A 15,742-nucleotide genomic window follows, 5' to 3' on the forward strand; every position below is an offset into this window, starting at 1 on the left:
GATTTCCTGCACCTGAGCGCTCGGATTCACAATGAAAATCCAAGGCATTCCCCACCATCGCAGCAAGGCCCACCATGCTTGAACAGATCGCTGACAACCTCTGGAGCGCCACCCATCAGATCAGCGTGCACGGCCTGCCCGTGCGCACCCGCATGACCGTGGTGCGCTTGCCCGGTGGCGCGCTGTGGCTGCATTCGCCCATTGCGCCCGCGCCCACGCTGCGCGCAGCCTTGGATGCACTGGGCGACGTGCGCTGGATCGTCGCCCCCAACCGCATGCACCACCTGTTTGCCGGTGCATGGCAGGCGCATTACCCGCTGGCAGCGCTATGGGGGGCACCGGGCCTGGCGGCCAAGCGCCCTGATCTTCCCCAGTTGCACAGCCTGGACCAGGCACTGCCCGCAGCCTGGCAGCCCGCTGTGCAAATGCAGCCCTTTGCAGGCCTTCCCATTCTGAATGAATGCGTCTGGCTGCACCAGCCCAGCGCCAGCCTGGTCGTGACCGATGTGCTGCAGTACTACCCGCAGGATCTGTCGCTGTCGGCGCGTCTGTTCAACAGCCTCAATGGCACGCGCAGCCGCCTGGCCATGCCGCGTGCACTGCGCTTTGCGATTCGGGACCGGACAGCGGCCAGCGCCGCGGCAGCGCGCATCTGCGCCTGGCCGGTGCAGCGTCTGGTGCTGGCCCATGATGCGCTCATCACTGAAGACGCTCAGCAGCAACTGAATCAGGCGCTGGCGTTTTTGCTGAGCGACAAGCCCTGAACAGAAGATCACTCAGGACACCCGAAAACTCTCCAGGTGGATGCTGGTCTCGCTGTTGCTGATGCCCTTGATCAGCCGGATGCGCTCGAGCACCTGCGACAGCGCCTCCAGGCTGGCCACCTGCAGCTCGGCGAGCAGATCCCAACGGCCGTTGGTGCTGTGCAGCGCCGCCACCCCGGGCTCGCCCAGCAGGGATGCCATCACGCGCCGCGTGTCATTGCCGGTGATCTCGATGCTCATCCAGGCGCGCAGCACATCGGGCTGCACATCCGGGCGCAGGCGCACGCTGTAACCCACGATCAGGCCCTCGCGCTCCAGGCGGTCCATGCGGTTGGTAACGGTGCCGCGCGACACGCCCAGCTTGCCCGCCAAGGTGGCCACGCTCTCGCGCGCATTCTGGCGCAGCAGGCTGATCAAGGCTTGGTCAATATTATCGATATGCACAACACAGCCTGACTAATTGCTCTGGATCCTGTCATTTTCTACCATTTTTTGCACTTTGCTTTATGGCCGCTTGGACAGACACTGGTTACAGCCGCTGCAGCTGCGCCTTTTGGTGCGCGCAGCGGGCATGCCATAACGCAAAACCAGGAGCCATCACCATGACAACCCATCCAGGCCAAGTTGACTTTCTCAGCACCGATGCCGCCGCCACGCTGGTGCAACGTGTCGGCCTGACCGAGCTGCTGCGAGGCCTGGTCAGCGCGCTGGAGCAGGACTTCTCGCGCTGGCAAGACTTTGACAAGACCGCGCGCCTGGCCCACCACACGCCCGATGGCGTGATGGAATTGATGCCAGTGGGCGATGCCAGCCACTTTGCTTTCAAATATGTCAATGGCCACCCCAAAAATCCACAGCAGGGCATTCCGTCCATCATGGCCTTTGGTGCCTTGATGCGCAGCGACACCGGCGCGCCCATTTTGCTGAGCGAGTTGACCTTGACCACCGCCTTGCGCACTGCGGCCACTTCGGTGATGGCCGCCAAGCTGCTGGCACGGCGCAGCAGCCGCAGCATGGCGCTGATTGGGAACGGCTCACAGAGCGAATTCCAGGCCCTGGCCTTTGTCCGCCTGCTGGGCATTCAGTCGCTGCGCCTGTTTGATATCGACCCTGCCGCCACCGACAAGCTCATCCACAACCTGCAAACCCAGTTGCCCGGACTGCAACTGCAGCGCTGCAAGAACGCGGCCGAGGCTGTGCAAGGCGCCGATATCGTCACCACGGTTACTGCCGACAAGACCAATGCCACCATCGTCAGCCGCGCGATGGTCGAGCCGGGCATGCACCTGAACGCCGTGGGCGGCGACTGCCCGGGCAAAACCGAGCTGGACGCGGCGATTCTGCTGGACGCCAAGGTCTTCGTCGAATTTGCGCCGCAAAGCCGTATCGAAGGCGAGATCCAGCATATGCCCGAGGACTTTGCCGTCACCGAGCTGTGGCAGGTGCTGCGCGGCGAGCAAGCGGGCCGCCAGCACGAGGACGAAATAACAGTATTCGACTCGGTCGGCTTCGCGCTGGAAGACTACACCGCCTTGCGCTATATGCATGCGCTGGCCCGGGAGCACCAGCTGTTGCAACCGCTGGCCCTGCTGCCACAATTGCGCAATCCCAAAAACCTGTTCGCGCTGCTGCTGCCGCCCGACGTCCCCCATCACGACCACGAACAAGCCCACTGCCATGCCATCCCAGCCTGACCTCCTTCGCTCGCCCTCCACCGCCCTCAGTCTGATCGGCGTGCCCACCGACATCGGCGCAGGCCGCCTGGGCGCCGCGATGGGGCCGGATGCCTTGCGCGTAGCGCAACTGGGGCCCGCCTTGGCTGAGCTGGGCTGCGAGGTGCGCGACCTGGGCAACCTGGCGGGCCCGGCCAACCAGCGCAAGCCGCGCGATGCCGAGCATGGCAATCTGCGCAACTTTGGCGAAGCCGTCGCCTGGAACCGGGCGGTGCATGACGCCGTGCACGGGCAGCTGGCAGCAGGCCGCATGCCCTTGATGCTGGGCGGCGACCACAGCCTGGCGGTCGGCTCGATCAGCGCCGTGGCCCGCCACTGCCGCGACACCGGCAAGCGCCTCTTTGTGCTCTGGCTCGATGCCCATGCGGACTTCAACACGCCCGAGACTTCTCCCTCGGGCAATATCCACGGCATTCCGGTGGCCTGCCTCGCAGGCCTGGGCCCGCGCGAGCTGACGCACCTGGCCGGTTTTGCACCGGCGCTGGGCCCGCAGTCGCTGTGCCAGATCGGGCTGCGCAGTGTCGATGCGCAGGAAAAGCACTTGATCAAGACCCACAACATCGATGTGTTTGACATGCGCGCCATCGACGAGCTGGGTATGCGCGAGACCATGCTACGCGCACTGGCACCGTTGGCCGGCTGTGACCCAAGCCAGACCCATCTGCACCTGAGCTTTGATGTGGATTTTCTCGACCCCGAGATTGCCCCGGGCACAGGAACCACCGTGCGCGGCGGCCCCAACTACCGCGAAGCGCAGCTGTGCATGGAGATGATTGCCGACACCGGCCTGCTCGGCTCGATCGACATCGTCGAGCTCAACCCGGCGCTCGACCTGCGCAACCAGACCGCCGAGCTGGTGGTGGACCTGGTGCAAAGCCTGTTTGGCAAAAGCACCCTGGTCAAGGATATGCGCAGCTGATCACAGCAGGGGCCCGCGCGCTCCTGCACACTGCGCTTCAGAGAAGCATTCTTGTAGTCATTGTCTGACAGCACCGATTCATGCAGCGGTGCTGTAATGGCGCGTGTCTGCCCTGGTCTTGCGCGGGTGCCGTCCGCCCGCTCGCGGCGCCTGTGATTTTTCTCAATCACCGCGTTGCGGATATTCAATCAGCGCAAGCGTGTGGGGCAGCACCAAGGCGTTCATAATCAAAAAACATGGAATCCGGTATATTCATCGGAATTTCCTTTCATCGGATACCCCCGCGGTATCTGGCGTCCCGTCAGCTTGAACCGGAGAACCCCCCATGACCACAGAATCCAAGTGCCCCTTCCACAGCGCCACTGCACGCAACAGCGAAACGGCAGCCCAAGGCAATGGGACGACCAGCCAAAGCTGGTGGCCCAACCAGCTGCGTGTGGACCTGCTCAGCCAGCACCACCCGGCCAACAACCCTTTGGGCGCAGACTTTAACTACGCCGACGAATTCAAGAAGCTCGATTACGAGGCCGTCAAGCGCGACCTGCGCGCGCTGATGACCGACTCGCAAGACTGGTGGCCGGCCGACTTTGGCCACTATGGCCCGCAGTTCATCCGCATGGCCTGGCATGCCGCTGGCACCTACCGCGTGCAGGATGGCCGGGGCGGCGCAGGCCGTGCGCAGCAGCGCTTTGCGCCGCTCAACAGCTGGCCGGACAACGTCAATATCGACAAGTCGCGCCGCCTGCTGTGGCCCATCAAGCAAAAATACGGCAACCAGTTGTCCTGGGGCGATCTGATGATCCTGTGCGGCAACGTCGCGCTGGAGACCATGGGCTTTCGCACCTTTGGTTTTGCCGGTGGCCGCGTCGACACCTGGATGCCTGACCAGGATGTGTACTGGGGCGCCGAGAAGGAATGGCTGGCCACCAGCGACAAGGCCAACAGCCGTTACAGCGGTGAACGTGACCTGGAAAACCCCCTCGCTGCCGTGCAGATGGGCCTGATCTATGTGAACCCCGAAGGCCCCGATGGCAATGGCGACCCGATCTCGGCGGCGCGCGACATCCGCGAGACCTTTGCCCGCATGGCCATGGACGACGAAGAGACTGTCGCGCTGATCGCTGGCGGCCACACCTTTGGCAAGACCCATGGCGCTGCGGAGGCGAGCCATGTGGGCGCCGAGCCCGAGGCCGATGGCATCGAAGCCCAGGGCCTGGGCTGGACCAGCAGCTTTGGCTCGGGCTCGGGGCGCGATGCGATCACCTCCGGCCTTGAAGTGACCTGGACGCAGACCCCCGCGCAGTGGAGCAATTTCTTCTTCGAGAACCTGTTCAAGTACGAATGGGTGCAAGAGAAAAGCCCCGCCGGTGCGATCCAATGGGTGGCCAAGGATGCCCCCGACGTCATCCCCGACGCGCATGGCGGCCCCCACAAAAAGCCCACCATGCTGACCACCGATCTGTCGCTGCGCCAGGACCCGGCTTACGAAAAGATCTCGCGCCGCTTTCTGGAAAATCCCCAGGCCTTTGCCGAAGCTTTTGCCCGCGCCTGGTTCAAACTCACCCACCGCGACATGGGCCCGCGCAGCCGCTACCTGGGCCCCGAAGTGCCCCGCGAAGAGCTGGTCTGGCAAGACCCGATCCCGGCCGTCAGCCATCCGCTGGTCAATGCCGATGATGTGGCCAGCCTCAAGGCGCAGGTCCTGGCATCGGGCTTGAGCGTGCAGGAGCTGGTGGGCACTGCGTGGGCTTCGGCCTCGACCTACCGCGGCTCAGACATGCGCGGCGGCGCCAATGGCGCCCGCATCCGCCTGGCTCCGCAAAAGGACTGGGAAGTGAACCAACCCGAGCAACTGGCCAAGGTACTGGGCGTGCTCGAAGGCATTCAGCGCAGCTTCAACAAGGCCGCTGATGGTGACAAGCGTATCTCGCTGGCCGACCTGATCGTGCTGGCCGGCAATGCCGGTGTGGAGAAGGCCGCTGCCGATGCCGGTGTGCCCACCACCGTGCCCTTCCACCCCGGCCGCAGCGATGCAACGGCCGAGCAGACCGATGCCGCATCCTTCCAGTACCTCGAGCCCAAGGCCGATGGTTTTCGCAACCACCTGCAGGGCCGCTTTGCCGCGCCGGCCGAGGCACTGCTGATCGACAAGGCCCAGCTGCTGACCTTGACCGCGCCGGAGCTGACCGTACTGGTCGGCGGCCTGCGCGCCATCAACATCAACACCGCTGGCAACCCGCAAGGCGTGCTGACGGCCAAGCCCGGCACCTTGAGCAATGACTTCTTTGTGCACCTGCTGGACATGGGCACGCAATGGAAGGCCCAGGACGACGGCAGCTTTGTCGGCGTGGACCGCAAGAGCGGTGCCCAGCGCTGGACGGCCAGCCGCGTCGATCTGGTCTTTGGCTCCAATGCGATCCTGCGCGCCGTGGCCGAAGTCTATGCCCAGACCGGTGCCAAGGAAAAAATGGTCAAGGATTTTGTCGCCGCCTGGACCAAGGTGATGGAGCTGGACCGCTTTGACCTGAAGTAAGCCGCCGCCATAAAAAGCCGCCCGCCCATCCCTGCCGCAGGGATGGGCGGGCATTTTTATGGCGGGCTGGCCTTGGCTGCTGCTGCGGCCAGCCATTTGCCGCTGGGCCAGCCGCCCGAGGCAACGGCCGCCGCCAGAATCTCGCGCAGCACGGCCAAGGTGGCGCGTACCGGCTTGGTCATGCTGCGGTTGGCGGCATAGGCCAGCGCAATCACCCGCTTGAGCTCGGGCTCGGTCAACGGCGCGCCCTCCAACCTGCCGGCTGCCAGGTCGCTGACCACCGCAATCGGGGGCAAGATGGTGTAGCCCAGGCCATCGATCACCACGCTGCGCTGCACCGGCAGCGCATCGGTCTCCACGCAGATGTTGAGCTGCAGGTTCTCCAGCGCGCAGGCATGCTCGACCAGCAGCCGGATGCCATGCGGGTTGCTGGGCAGCACCAGCGCCCGGCCCGCCATATCGGCCATGCGCACGGCCGTGGCACCAGCCATGCCGCAGCCCTTGGGGCCCAGGCCCCACAACTCCTCTTCGATGAGCGGCTCCAGCACCAGATCGGGGTGTTTCTCAGCCGCATACAGCAAGGCCACATCGACCTGGCCGCTCACCAGCCAGGGCCTGAGCGTGCCGGCGTAGGCGACCGTCAGGCGCAGCTTGATGCCCGGGTAGCGGCTGGCCAGCGCGGCGACCAGCGCGCTGGAGACCACATCGCAGGTGCTGGGCAAGAGGCCAATGGTGACGAGACCCGTCACCTCGTCTTGCGTGCCCGCCAGTTGCAGCCGCGCTTTTTCCAGCTCGCCAAACGCGCGGCGTGCGTAGCTCGCCAGCTCCTGGCCCTGCTCGGTCAGCACCATGCCATGGCGCTCGCGCTCAAACAGCGCGCAGCCCAGGTCTTCCTCCAGCATCTTCAGCTGGCGCGACACCGCCGGCTGCACCACATGCAGCAGCTCCGATGCGCGGGTCACGCTGCCGGTGTCGGCGACGGTCAAAAAGGCCTTGAGTTGCTTGAAATCCATGCTGCAGCCTCGATCAGATTGCGTGATAGTGATATCAAAAATGGTGATTATTCAAATAACATCATCACATTTTATGATGCCTTCACTGGTTCACAAAACGGAAAGCAGATGAACGCCAATCCCAACCCACCTCCCTGGCAAAAAGACATTTTTCAGGCCATCAAGGATGCCGGCGTGCAGCAAGTGGCCTATGTGCCCGATGCCGGCCACGCCTATGTCATCAAAAGCGCGATCGCCGATCCCGAGATCACCGATGTGGCGCTGACCACCGAAGAAGAAGGCGTGGCCGTGGCCGCTGGCGCCTGGCTGGGCGGCCAGCGCGCGGTGCTGCTGATGCAAAGCAGCGGTGTCGGCAACTGCATCAACATGTTCTCGCTGCTCAGCGCCGCCGACATCCCCTTTGTCACCATCGTCACAATGCGCGGTGAGTACGCCGAGTTCAACCCCTGGCAAGCGCCGATGGGCCGGGCCACGCAGGCGGCGATGGAGCTGATGGGCATCCATGTGATGCGCGTGCGCCGCCCCGAAGATGCGCAGGAGGTCGTCAGCGCGGCGCTCGATGGCGCCTTCATGGCCGGCGCCCGCATCGCCGTGTTGATTGGCCAGGACGTGATCGGCCGCAAGAAATGGGAGAGAAAGTAATGCAGACCCGCGAGAATTCCGCCGCCATGGACCGCCGCCTGTTTGTCGCGCGCCTGCTGGTCAAAACCCCCGAGGCGCTGGTCGTCACCGGCCTGGGCTCGGCCTCCTACGATGTGTTTGCCGCCAGTGACCGTGACCACAACTACTACCTCTGGGGTGCGATGGGCGGCGCCTCGTCGGTGGCCCTGGGCATTGCGCTGGCCCAGCCCACGCGCCCGGTAGTGGTCATCACCGGCGACGGCGAGCAGATGATGGGCATTGGCAGCCTGGCCACGATTGCCGCCAAGTCGCCCGCCAACCTCAGCATCGTCGTGCTGGACAACGGCCACTACGGCGAGACTGGCATGCAAAAGAGCCATAGCAGCCTGGGCACCGACCTGGTGGCCGTGGCGCGCGGCTTTGGCATTGCCCAGGTGCAGCAGCTGCGCACCTTGGACGAAGCCGATGCGCTGGCCGCGCATATCAACGCCCGCAAGGCCACCACCTTTGTGCAGGCGTTGATCCATGCCGATGAGCCGCCCCGCGCGCTGCCGCCGCGCGATGGCCCCTTCATCAAGAACCGCTTTCGCAGCGCGCTGGGCCTGCAGCCGTTCTAGCCATAGCAGGGATGCCGCCCGGCATCCCTTCTCAGCTCTATCCAGCTCTCTTCAGCACTAGCCAGCACCACCCAGAGCTGCCCTCAGCCATCGAATGCCCTTTGCCATGAAACGCTACTCCCTTCAGATTGCCGGCCTGGCCCAGCCCCCCGCCAGCGGCCAATGGATTGCCAGCCTCAACCCCTACACGGGCGAAGCCTGGGCTGAAATACCCGATGGCAGCGCCGCCGATGTCGATGCGGCCGTGCAGGCGGCGCACCAAGCCTTTAGCAGCGGCGCCTGGCCGCAGCTGAGCGCGACCGAACGCGGCGCATTGCTGCGCAAGCTCGCCACCTTGATCGAGCGCGATGCCGAGAAGCTCGCCCGCACCGAAGTGATGGACAACGGCAAGCTGTTCGCCGAGATGCGCGGCCAGCTTCAGTACATCCCGCAGTGGTTCCACTACTACGCCGGCCTGGCCGACAAGGTGCAAGGGGCCACCTTGCCGCTGGACAAGAAAGGCTATTTCGCCTTTACCCGCCATGAGCCGCTGGGCGTAGTGGCTGCCATCACGCCCTGGAACTCCCCGCTGTTTCTGCTGGCCTGGAAGATTGCGCCGGCGCTGGCAGCCGGCTGCACGGTGGTGGTCAAGCCGTCCGAGTTCACCTCGGCCTCGACCCTGGAGTTTGCCGAGCTGTTCAATGAAGCTGGCTTTCCGCCCGGCGTGTTCAACGTGGTCACCGGCTATGGCGCGCAGGTGGGCAGCGCGCTGGTGGCGCACCCGCTGGTCGCCAAGGTCAGCTTCACCGGCTCCGATGTGACCGGCCGCGCGATCAACCAGGCGGCCGCCGGCCAGCTCAAGCATGCCTCCATGGAGCTGGGCGGCAAATCGCCCAACATCGTGTTTGCCGATGCCGATCTGGAGCAGGCCATGTATGGTGCTATCTCGGGCATCTTTGCCGCCACGGGGCAAACCTGTATCGCCGGATCGCGGCTTTTGGTACAGCGCAGCATCCACGATGCCTTTGTCGAGCGCCTGGTGGCTTTTGCCGCCACCGCCCGCATGGGCGACCCGATGAGCCTGGAGACCCAGGTCGGCCCGGTCACCACCCTGCCCCAGTACGAGAAAGTGCTGTCCTATATCGACATCGCCAAGGCCGAGGGTGCCCGGGTGGTGTTGGGAGGTGCGAAAGCCAGCCGCGCCGAATGCGGCAAGGGCTGGTTCATTGAGCCTACCATCCTCACCGGCGTGCACAACGGCATGCGCATTGCGCAGGAAGAGGTGTTTGGCCCGGTGCTGTCGGTGATCCCCTTTGACGACGAGGCCGATGCGCTGCGCATTGCCAACGATGTGCGCTTTGGCCTGGCCGCTGCCGTCTGGACTAGCGATATCGGGCGCGCGCTGCGCATGTCCGAGCGCCTGCAGGCGGGCACCGTCTGGATCAACACCTACCGCGCCGTCAGCTTTATGGCGCCCTTTGGCGGCTACAAGGACTCGGGCCTGGGCCGCGAAAACGGCCAGAGCGCGATCTACGAATACCTGCAGACCAAGTCGGTCTGGATCAATAGCGGAGCGACCACGAGCAACCCCTTTGTACTGCGTTAGTTCCCGCGCCTAACAGGTGACACAGAGCACCGCAGGCCTTTCGTTTAAAAACTCTAGGAGACAAACCATGAGAAAAGCACACGGCCCCCTGACTGCCGCGGCACTGGCTACGGCCGCCCTGCTCGCCACCGGCGCGCAGGCCGCGCCCGACAAGGTCAAGATCGCCTTCATCACCGACATGTCGGGCCTGTACTCGGACTTTGATGGGCCCGGTGGCCTGGACGCGATCCGCATGGCCGTGGCCGATTTTGGCGGCGAGGTGCTGGGGCGCAAGATCGAGATCATCTCGGCCGACCACCAGAACAAGGCCGACATCGCCGCATCGAAGGCGCGCCAATGGTGGGATAACGACAATGTCGACCTGATCATCGGAGGGTCGAACTCGGCCGTGTCGCTGGCAATCAGCAACCTGTCCAAGGACAAGAAAAAGGTGTTCATCAGCGCCGGCGCCGGTGCCGATTCGCTGACCGAAGAGGCCTGCCAGCCCTATATGGTGCGCTACACCTACTCCACCTCAGCGCAGGCACGCGGCACTGCCGCCGCGCTGGTGGGCCAGGGCTACAAGGACTGGTACTTCCTCACGTCGGACTACGCCTTTGGCCACTCGATGGAGCAGGCCGCGATCAATGTGGTCAAGCAAACCGGCGGCAATGTGGTGGGCGCGATCCGCCATCCGCTCAGCACCTCCGATTTCTCGTCCTATGTGATGAAGGCGCAAAGCTCGGGCGCAAAGGTGATGGGCCTGGCCAATGGCGGCGGCGACACAATCAACGCCATCAAAACCGCCAAAGAGTTTGGCATTGACAAGAAGATGAACGTGGCCGCGCTGATGGCCTTCATCACCGATATCCACAGCCTGGGCCTAGGCATCACCGGCGGCATGTACCTGACCGAGGGCTGGTACTGGGACATGAGCGATGCCTCGCGCGCATTCTCCCAGCGCTTCTACGACAAGAACAAGAAGATGCCCACCACCTTCCAGGCGGGTGACTACTCGGCCACCACCACTTACCTGAAGGCAGTGCAAAAGGCAGGCAGCACCGAGCCCGACCAGGTGATGGCCGCGCTCAAGTCGCTGCCCATCGATGACATGTTTGCCAAGGGCTACATCCGAGCCGATGGCGCCATGGTGCATGACATGTACCTGATGCAGGTGAAAAAGCCGGCCGAATCGACCAAGCCCTGGGACTACTACAAGGTGGTCAGCACCATCCCGGGCGACAAGGCCTATGCACCGTCCAAGGAAGGTGCCTGCCCGCTACTCAAGCCTGCGGCCTGAAGCCCGGCTCGCGCTTTCCGACTGACTGCGCTGCGCGCCCACCATGCGCGCAGCGCCACCTATTGCCTTGAGAGTGAGACATGAACGAGAACCTGATCAATGGCCAGTGGCTGGCCGGCGCCAGCACGATCCAAAGCTGGAACCCCTCTGACACCCGCGAACTGGTGGGCGAGTATGCGGCGGCCGATGCCCAGCAGATGCAGCAGGCCGTGGCCGCAGCGCGCGCCGCCTTTGGACGCTGGCAGCACACCACCACGCAGATGCGCTCGGACTTTTTGCAGCGCGTGTCCAACCAGATGATGGCGCAAAAGGAAAGCCTGGGCCTGCTGGTCTCGCGCGAAGCGGGCAAAACCTTGGCCGAAGGCCTGGGCGAGGTGGTGCGCGCCGCGCAGATCTTCCAGTTCTTTGCTGGCGAATGCCTGCGCTATGGCGGCGAGAGCCTGCCTTCGGTGCGGCCGGACATCGGCGTGCAGATCAGCCGCCATGCGCTGGGCGTCGTGAGCCTGATCACGCCCTGGAACTTTCCGATCGCCATCCCCGCCTGGAAGATTGCCCCGGCGCTGGCCTTTGGCAACACCGTGGTGCTCAAGCCCTCGGAATACACGCCCGGCGTGGCCCATGCGCTCTTTCGCATTCTCGATGAGCAAGGCCTGCTGCCGGGCGTGGCCAACCTGGTCAACGGCAGCGGCAAGCATGCGGCGCAGGGGCTGCTGAGCGGCGTCGATGCGGTGTCGTTTACCGGCAGCGTGCATGTGGGCCAGAGCATTGCGCAGACCGCCATCGGCGAGATGATCCGGCTGCAGCTGGAGATGGGTGGCAAGAACCCGCTGGTGGTGCTCGATGACGCCGACCTGGATGTGGCCGTGGAATGCGCACTCAACGGCGCCTTCTACTCGGCCGGCCAGCGCTGCACGGCGTCGAGCCGCCTCATCGTCACCGAGCGGGTGCATGACCGCTTTGTCGAGGCGCTGACGGCGCGCATGCGTGCCATGGTCGTCGGCAACAGCCTGGACAAGACCACGCAGATCGGGCCGGTCATCAACCAGTCGCAGTTCGACAAGATCCAGCACTACCTGGACCTGGGCAGGCGCGAAGGCGCCGAGCTGGTCGAAGGCGGCACGCCAGTGCAGGCGGCGACCCCGGGCTACTTTGTGCGGCCTGCCCTGCTCACCGCAACCCACAACGCCATGCGCATCAACCAGGAAGAGATTTTTGGCCCGGTCGCCAGCGTCATCAAGGTCGCCGACTACGACGAGGCACTGGCCACCGCCAACGACACGCGCTACGGCCTGTCGGCCGGCATCTGTACCACCTCGTTGCGCGCTGCCAACCACTTCCGCCTGCATGTGCGCAGCGGGCTGGCCATGGTCAACCTGCCCACCGCCGGGCTCGACTACCACGTGCCCTTTGGCGGCACGCGCGCCTCCAGCTACGGCCCGCGCGAGCAAGGGCGCTATGCAGTCGATTTCTACACCAGCATCAAGACGGCCTACATCGCGTACTGAGCCCTCTTTCCATTCCCATACCACTTAGAACTTTTCGCAGGAGACCCTCACCATGACAGACAGCATCGGTTTTATCGGCCTGGGGCGCATGGGCCGCTCGATGGCCGCCAATCTGCAGAAAAAAGGCTTCAGCCTGTTGGTGGCCGACCTCAACCCCCAGGCCGTGGAGGCACTGGTCGCGCTGGGCGCCGAGGCCGCGAGCGTGCCCGACATTGCACGCCGCTGCTCGGTGGTCATCACCATGCTGCCGTCCTCGGTCGAGGTCGAGCAGATCGCCCAGGGTGCCGATGGCATCTTTGCCAACGCGCTGCCCGGCACCATCTTGCTGGACATGAGCACCATTGACCCGCTCGCCACCGACCGGCTCAGCAAAGCGGCCGCCGGCCGCCAGATAACCGTGGTCGACGCCCCAGTGGGGCGCCTGGCCGAGCATGCCGACCGGGGCGAGAGCCTGTTCATGGTGGGCGCGAGCGAGGCCGATTTCGCCAAGGTCAAACCGCTGCTCGATGCGATGGGCACCACTACCTACCACTGCGGCCCGGTGGGCACAGGCGGGCGCACCAAGCTGGTCAACAACTATGTGGCCATCACCTTGTGCCAGGTCAATGCCGAGGCGCTGGCCCTGTCGCAGCGCTTTGGGCTCGACATCAGCAAAACCCTGCAGGTGCTCTTGGGTACCTCGGCCAACAATGGCCAGCTGCGCATGAACTTTCCCAACAAGGTGCTGGCTGGCGATACTTCGCCGGGCTTTACCATCGATCTGGCGCACAAGGATTTGTCACTGGTCATCAGCGCCGCGCACGCGGCGCGTGTGCCTATGCCCGTGGCCGCTGCCGTGCATGAGTCCTTTAGCCTGGCGCGTGCCAGCGCGTTTGGCGGTATCGATTTTTCCGGCATGGCCGATGTGGTCTGCGAGCTGGCCAAGATCGAGCGGCCCCGCGTGCCCAAGGGCTGGAAGCCCAGCTGATCGCCGAGCAGCTGCAAGCCGCCCAGGAAGAAACGCCCGCCAGGGGCGTTTTCTGCATCCGGCCCTTGGCTCAGAGCATCGATGCGCGGTGCGCCGCCACCCCGGCCATCGCCCCATCGGCCACCGACAGCGCAATGCTGCCCGCTGCACGCGCAGCATCGCCGCAGGCAAACACATTGGCTACGCTGGTCTGCTGCATTGCATCGACCTGCACATAGGGGCCCATCGGGCCATCGGCCAGCACGCATCCGAGCTGCTGGGCCACGGGGCTCGCGGGCGTGGTGCGGGGCTGCGTGAACAGGCCTTGCATAGCCAAGGTCCGGCCATCGGCCAGCACCACATCCGCCCAGCCATCGATGCGCAGCACCGGCGTGGCCTCGATCTGGGTGCCGCGCCGGGCAAACCCGACCAGATCCGCCTCCGTCGGCTCGTAGAGCCCGTTGAGGAACAAGGTGGTCGGGCCCCAATCGGGCAGCATCAGTGCATGGTGCTGGGCCAGTGGTGACGCGGCAATCACACCAATCGCGCCGCCGCCCACCTCATAGCCATGGCAGTACGGGCAATGGAACACGCTGCGGCCCCAGCGCTCGGCCAGGCCCGGCACGGCGGGCAGTTCATCGCGCACACCGGTGGCCAGCACCAGGCGGCGCGCCACCAGCAACTGGCCCCCCACCTCCAAGGTCAGCTCGCCGCTAGGCAGTACCCGGGCCTGCCGGGCCTTGGCTTCGATCCAGCGCACGGTCGAGTATTGCAGCAATTGCGCACGCGCCTCTTGCCACAGCTGGGCAGGCGCCATGCCGTCGCGCGACAAAAAGCCGTGCGAGCTGCTGCCGGCCTCGTCCACAAAACGGTTGCGGCGCAGGCCCGCATCGACGACGGTGACCTGGCGGCGCGCCCGTGCCAGCTGCAACGCAGCCGACATACCGGCATAGCTGCCGCCGACGATGGCGAAATCAGTGTGCATGTCCATGGTGGTCCTCTATACGGTGGGGGGTGGATGTTTTGGCCAGCCGGTGCGCACGCAGCGAAGCGCCGATCTGGGCAGACAGCTGCGCCAGGGTGATGCCGCCCAGCTGGGCCAGGAGCGAGGCCTCGGCCTCCTGCATCGCGCTGCGCAGCGAGCTGTTCACGACCTGTGCGACCAGGCACTCGGGGTGGTCCTCGCGAAAGCCAAGCGACACCAGCGCCGGTGCGCCCAGCGCCTGGTGGATATCGCGCAGCGTCGTCTCGCCCCAGCTGGGCGCAATCAGCCAGCCGCCCCCATGGCCCTTGCCGGACGAGACCATGCCCGCCTCGCGCAAGCCGGCCATCAAGCGCCGCAGCACCACTGGGTTGGTGTCCATGGTCTGCGCCAGGACCTCGGAGGTCAGCGGCGTCTGCGCCTCGGCCAGGTGCAGCAGCACATGGAGAACATCTGAAAACTGGCTGTTATGCTTCATGCAACTATTGTAGTTACATGAAATGAATCTGTGCCATCAGCTCTGCAAAGAACCATTACCCCCGCTAAGGTCAAGCGCTTGTTGTGATTTCTATCGACCTTGCAAGTTTTTGTCGGTTCTCCATGGGTTTTGAATTTTTCTCACTGAAGTTTGAACTCGGAGCGTTTTGAGCTCAGCCCGAGGGTGTGCAGGGGCGGCTTCCAGCCTGTCGCCGGCCCGTGAGACTGCTGATGCGCCTGGTCCATTCGAAACTAGGATGGCGGCTATCGGCCGGTAGAGGACAGCCGCAAGGCAGCTCCGATAGACGACTTCAGGCTGATTGCTGCCGGTCAGAATGCGGCATCGAACAGCCGCTGACGTCGAAACCTGCCAATCGCCATTGCCATACGCTTTTCCGTAAGGCATCACCGTTTTTCGCAATGTCGGCACGTGAAACACGAGCACTGTCAGGACCAACTCGCGGTTCTTGTCGCCGCTGCTATGAAAGACGTATCGGAAGCCGCTCTCGTGCGGTCACGCCACGGCGCGTTTGAAGTTGCCGTGCGCCTTGGCAACAGTGTCGATGCCGGTGAGAACGGTTGAGGTCTCAGTGCCACGATTGAAAACGAGGATCGCGGTTTTCCTATCGCGCCACGTGGTGTAGCCAAGCCGCTGGTCAATGGCCTCACCGAAGGCTTTCGGCCCCATTCAGAACTTGCACTCTGCGATGAAGACGTTGCGGTCGCCCTCGCGCAGGAGAATATCGGTCTTGCCCGCCCTATTGAAGG

Annotated in this window: 15 protein-coding genes; 10 read left to right on the top strand and 5 right to left on the bottom strand. The window is 64.4% G+C overall.

Annotation, left to right across the window (positions count from 1 at the left end):
- The first annotated feature begins 74 nt into the window (after positions 1 to 74).
- Complete coding sequence (locus F0Q04_RS14825; protein WP_182341676.1) at positions 75 to 764, top strand: DUF4336 domain-containing protein; 690 nt, start codon at positions 75 to 77, stop codon at positions 762 to 764.
- A 12-nt stretch (positions 765 to 776) separates the two neighbouring features.
- Here the strand turns inward: F0Q04_RS14825 and F0Q04_RS14830 are convergent, their stop codons facing one another.
- On the bottom strand, positions 777 to 1,202 hold the full coding sequence (locus F0Q04_RS14830; protein WP_116924455.1) for an Lrp/AsnC family transcriptional regulator: 426 nt from the start codon (positions 1,200 to 1,202) through the stop codon (positions 777 to 779).
- Between the two features lie 164 nt (positions 1,203 to 1,366).
- On the opposite strand from F0Q04_RS14830, the gene F0Q04_RS14835 reads away from it, so the two are divergent.
- The 3 genes from F0Q04_RS14835 to katG all read left to right on the top strand — a co-directional run bounded on the left by F0Q04_RS14835 (position 1,367) and on the right by katG (position 5,949).
- Complete coding sequence (locus F0Q04_RS14835; protein WP_182341679.1) at positions 1,367 to 2,458, top strand: ornithine cyclodeaminase; 1,092 nt, start codon at positions 1,367 to 1,369, stop codon at positions 2,456 to 2,458.
- Positions 2,442 to 3,416 (top strand): arginase, encoded by a 975-nt coding sequence (gene rocF, locus F0Q04_RS14840; protein ID WP_116924000.1) that lies wholly within the window; start codon positions 2,442 to 2,444, stop codon positions 3,414 to 3,416. The genes F0Q04_RS14835 and rocF overlap by 17 nt, the downstream gene beginning before the upstream one ends.
- A 325-nt stretch (positions 3,417 to 3,741) precedes the next feature.
- On the top strand, positions 3,742 to 5,949 hold the full coding sequence (katG, locus tag F0Q04_RS14845) for a catalase/peroxidase HPI (protein ID WP_182341682.1): 2,208 nt from the start codon (positions 3,742 to 3,744) through the stop codon (positions 5,947 to 5,949).
- Positions 5,950 to 6,005: 56 nt separating this feature from the next.
- Here the strand turns inward: katG and F0Q04_RS14850 are convergent, their stop codons facing one another.
- Positions 6,006 to 6,962, bottom strand: a complete 957-nt coding sequence (locus F0Q04_RS14850; protein ID WP_182341685.1) for a LysR family transcriptional regulator — start codon at positions 6,960 to 6,962, stop codon at positions 6,006 to 6,008.
- Between the two features lie 108 nt (positions 6,963 to 7,070).
- Here F0Q04_RS14850 and F0Q04_RS14855 point away from each other — a divergent pair, with 108 nt between their 5' ends.
- The 6 genes from F0Q04_RS14855 to F0Q04_RS14880 all read left to right on the top strand — a co-directional run bounded on the left by F0Q04_RS14855 (position 7,071) and on the right by F0Q04_RS14880 (position 13,536).
- Positions 7,071 to 7,604: a thiamine pyrophosphate-binding protein gene (locus F0Q04_RS14855; RefSeq protein ID WP_116924003.1), complete on the top strand. Its 534-nt coding sequence runs from the start codon at positions 7,071 to 7,073 to the stop codon at positions 7,602 to 7,604.
- Positions 7,604 to 8,200, top strand: a complete 597-nt coding sequence (locus F0Q04_RS14860; protein WP_182341688.1) for a thiamine pyrophosphate-dependent enzyme — start codon at positions 7,604 to 7,606, stop codon at positions 8,198 to 8,200. The genes F0Q04_RS14855 and F0Q04_RS14860 overlap by 1 nt, the downstream gene beginning before the upstream one ends.
- A 106-nt stretch (positions 8,201 to 8,306) precedes the next feature.
- Positions 8,307 to 9,785, top strand: coding sequence for an aldehyde dehydrogenase (locus tag F0Q04_RS14865; protein ID WP_116924456.1), 1,479 nt, complete (start codon positions 8,307 to 8,309; stop codon positions 9,783 to 9,785).
- A gap of 67 nt (positions 9,786 to 9,852) precedes the next feature.
- Entirely contained in the window at positions 9,853 to 11,064 is a 1,212-nt protein-coding gene (locus F0Q04_RS14870) for an ABC transporter substrate-binding protein (RefSeq protein ID WP_182341691.1), read from the top strand.
- An 80-nt stretch (positions 11,065 to 11,144) separates the two neighbouring features.
- Positions 11,145 to 12,569: an aldehyde dehydrogenase family protein gene (locus F0Q04_RS14875; RefSeq protein ID WP_116924006.1), complete on the top strand. Its 1,425-nt coding sequence runs from the start codon at positions 11,145 to 11,147 to the stop codon at positions 12,567 to 12,569.
- Positions 12,570 to 12,621: 52 nt separating this feature from the next.
- Positions 12,622 to 13,536, top strand: a complete 915-nt coding sequence (locus F0Q04_RS14880) for an NAD(P)-dependent oxidoreductase (RefSeq protein WP_182341694.1) — start codon at positions 12,622 to 12,624, stop codon at positions 13,534 to 13,536.
- Between the two features lie 70 nt (positions 13,537 to 13,606).
- Here F0Q04_RS14880 and F0Q04_RS14885 read toward each other — a convergent pair whose 3' ends face one another.
- From F0Q04_RS14885 to F0Q04_RS14895, 3 genes are all read right to left on the bottom strand, one after another.
- On the bottom strand, positions 13,607 to 14,500 hold the full coding sequence (locus F0Q04_RS14885) for an NAD(P)/FAD-dependent oxidoreductase (RefSeq protein ID WP_182345707.1): 894 nt from the start codon (positions 14,498 to 14,500) through the stop codon (positions 13,607 to 13,609).
- Positions 14,490 to 14,975: an Rrf2 family transcriptional regulator gene (locus tag F0Q04_RS14890; protein ID WP_116924009.1), complete on the bottom strand. Its 486-nt coding sequence runs from the start codon at positions 14,973 to 14,975 to the stop codon at positions 14,490 to 14,492. The genes F0Q04_RS14885 and F0Q04_RS14890 overlap by 11 nt, the downstream gene beginning before the upstream one ends.
- A 513-nt stretch (positions 14,976 to 15,488) precedes the next feature.
- Positions 15,489 to 15,662 (bottom strand): hypothetical protein, encoded by a 174-nt coding sequence (locus tag F0Q04_RS14895; RefSeq protein ID WP_182341697.1) that lies wholly within the window; start codon positions 15,660 to 15,662, stop codon positions 15,489 to 15,491.
- Positions 15,663 to 15,742 lie beyond the last annotated feature (80 nt).

Source organism: Comamonas koreensis, assembly GCF_014076495.1.
In the GTDB taxonomy this organism is placed as follows: domain Bacteria; phylum Pseudomonadota; class Gammaproteobacteria; order Burkholderiales; family Burkholderiaceae_C; genus Comamonas; species Comamonas squillarum.

Bases quoted from the DNA above. Each gene is read 5' to 3' on its own strand.
- F0Q04_RS14825 (WP_182341676.1), top strand. From the start codon at position 75: ATGCTTGAACAGATCGCTGACAACCTCTGGAGCGCCACCCATCAGATC.
- F0Q04_RS14835 (WP_182341679.1), top strand. From the start codon at position 1,367: ATGACAACCCATCCAGGCCAAGTTGACTTTCTCAGCACCGATGCCGCC.
- rocF (WP_116924000.1), top strand. From the start codon at position 2,442: ATGCCATCCCAGCCTGACCTCCTTCGCTCGCCCTCCACCGCCCTCAGT.
- katG (WP_182341682.1), top strand. From the start codon at position 3,742: ATGACCACAGAATCCAAGTGCCCCTTCCACAGCGCCACTGCACGCAAC.
- F0Q04_RS14850 (WP_182341685.1), bottom strand. From the start codon at position 6,962: ATGGATTTCAAGCAACTCAAGGCCTTTTTGACCGTCGCCGACACCGGC.
- F0Q04_RS14855 (WP_116924003.1), top strand. From the start codon at position 7,071: ATGAACGCCAATCCCAACCCACCTCCCTGGCAAAAAGACATTTTTCAG.
- F0Q04_RS14860 (WP_182341688.1), top strand. From the start codon at position 7,604: ATGCAGACCCGCGAGAATTCCGCCGCCATGGACCGCCGCCTGTTTGTC.
- F0Q04_RS14865 (WP_116924456.1), top strand. From the start codon at position 8,307: ATGAAACGCTACTCCCTTCAGATTGCCGGCCTGGCCCAGCCCCCCGCC.
- F0Q04_RS14870 (WP_182341691.1), top strand. From the start codon at position 9,853: ATGAGAAAAGCACACGGCCCCCTGACTGCCGCGGCACTGGCTACGGCC.
- F0Q04_RS14875 (WP_116924006.1), top strand. From the start codon at position 11,145: ATGAACGAGAACCTGATCAATGGCCAGTGGCTGGCCGGCGCCAGCACG.
- F0Q04_RS14880 (WP_182341694.1), top strand. From the start codon at position 12,622: ATGACAGACAGCATCGGTTTTATCGGCCTGGGGCGCATGGGCCGCTCG.
- F0Q04_RS14885 (WP_182345707.1), bottom strand. From the start codon at position 14,500: ATGCACACTGATTTCGCCATCGTCGGCGGCAGCTATGCCGGTATGTCG.
- F0Q04_RS14890 (WP_116924009.1), bottom strand. From the start codon at position 14,975: ATGAAGCATAACAGCCAGTTTTCAGATGTTCTCCATGTGCTGCTGCAC.
- F0Q04_RS14895 (WP_182341697.1), bottom strand. From the start codon at position 15,662: ATGGGGCCGAAAGCCTTCGGTGAGGCCATTGACCAGCGGCTTGGCTAC.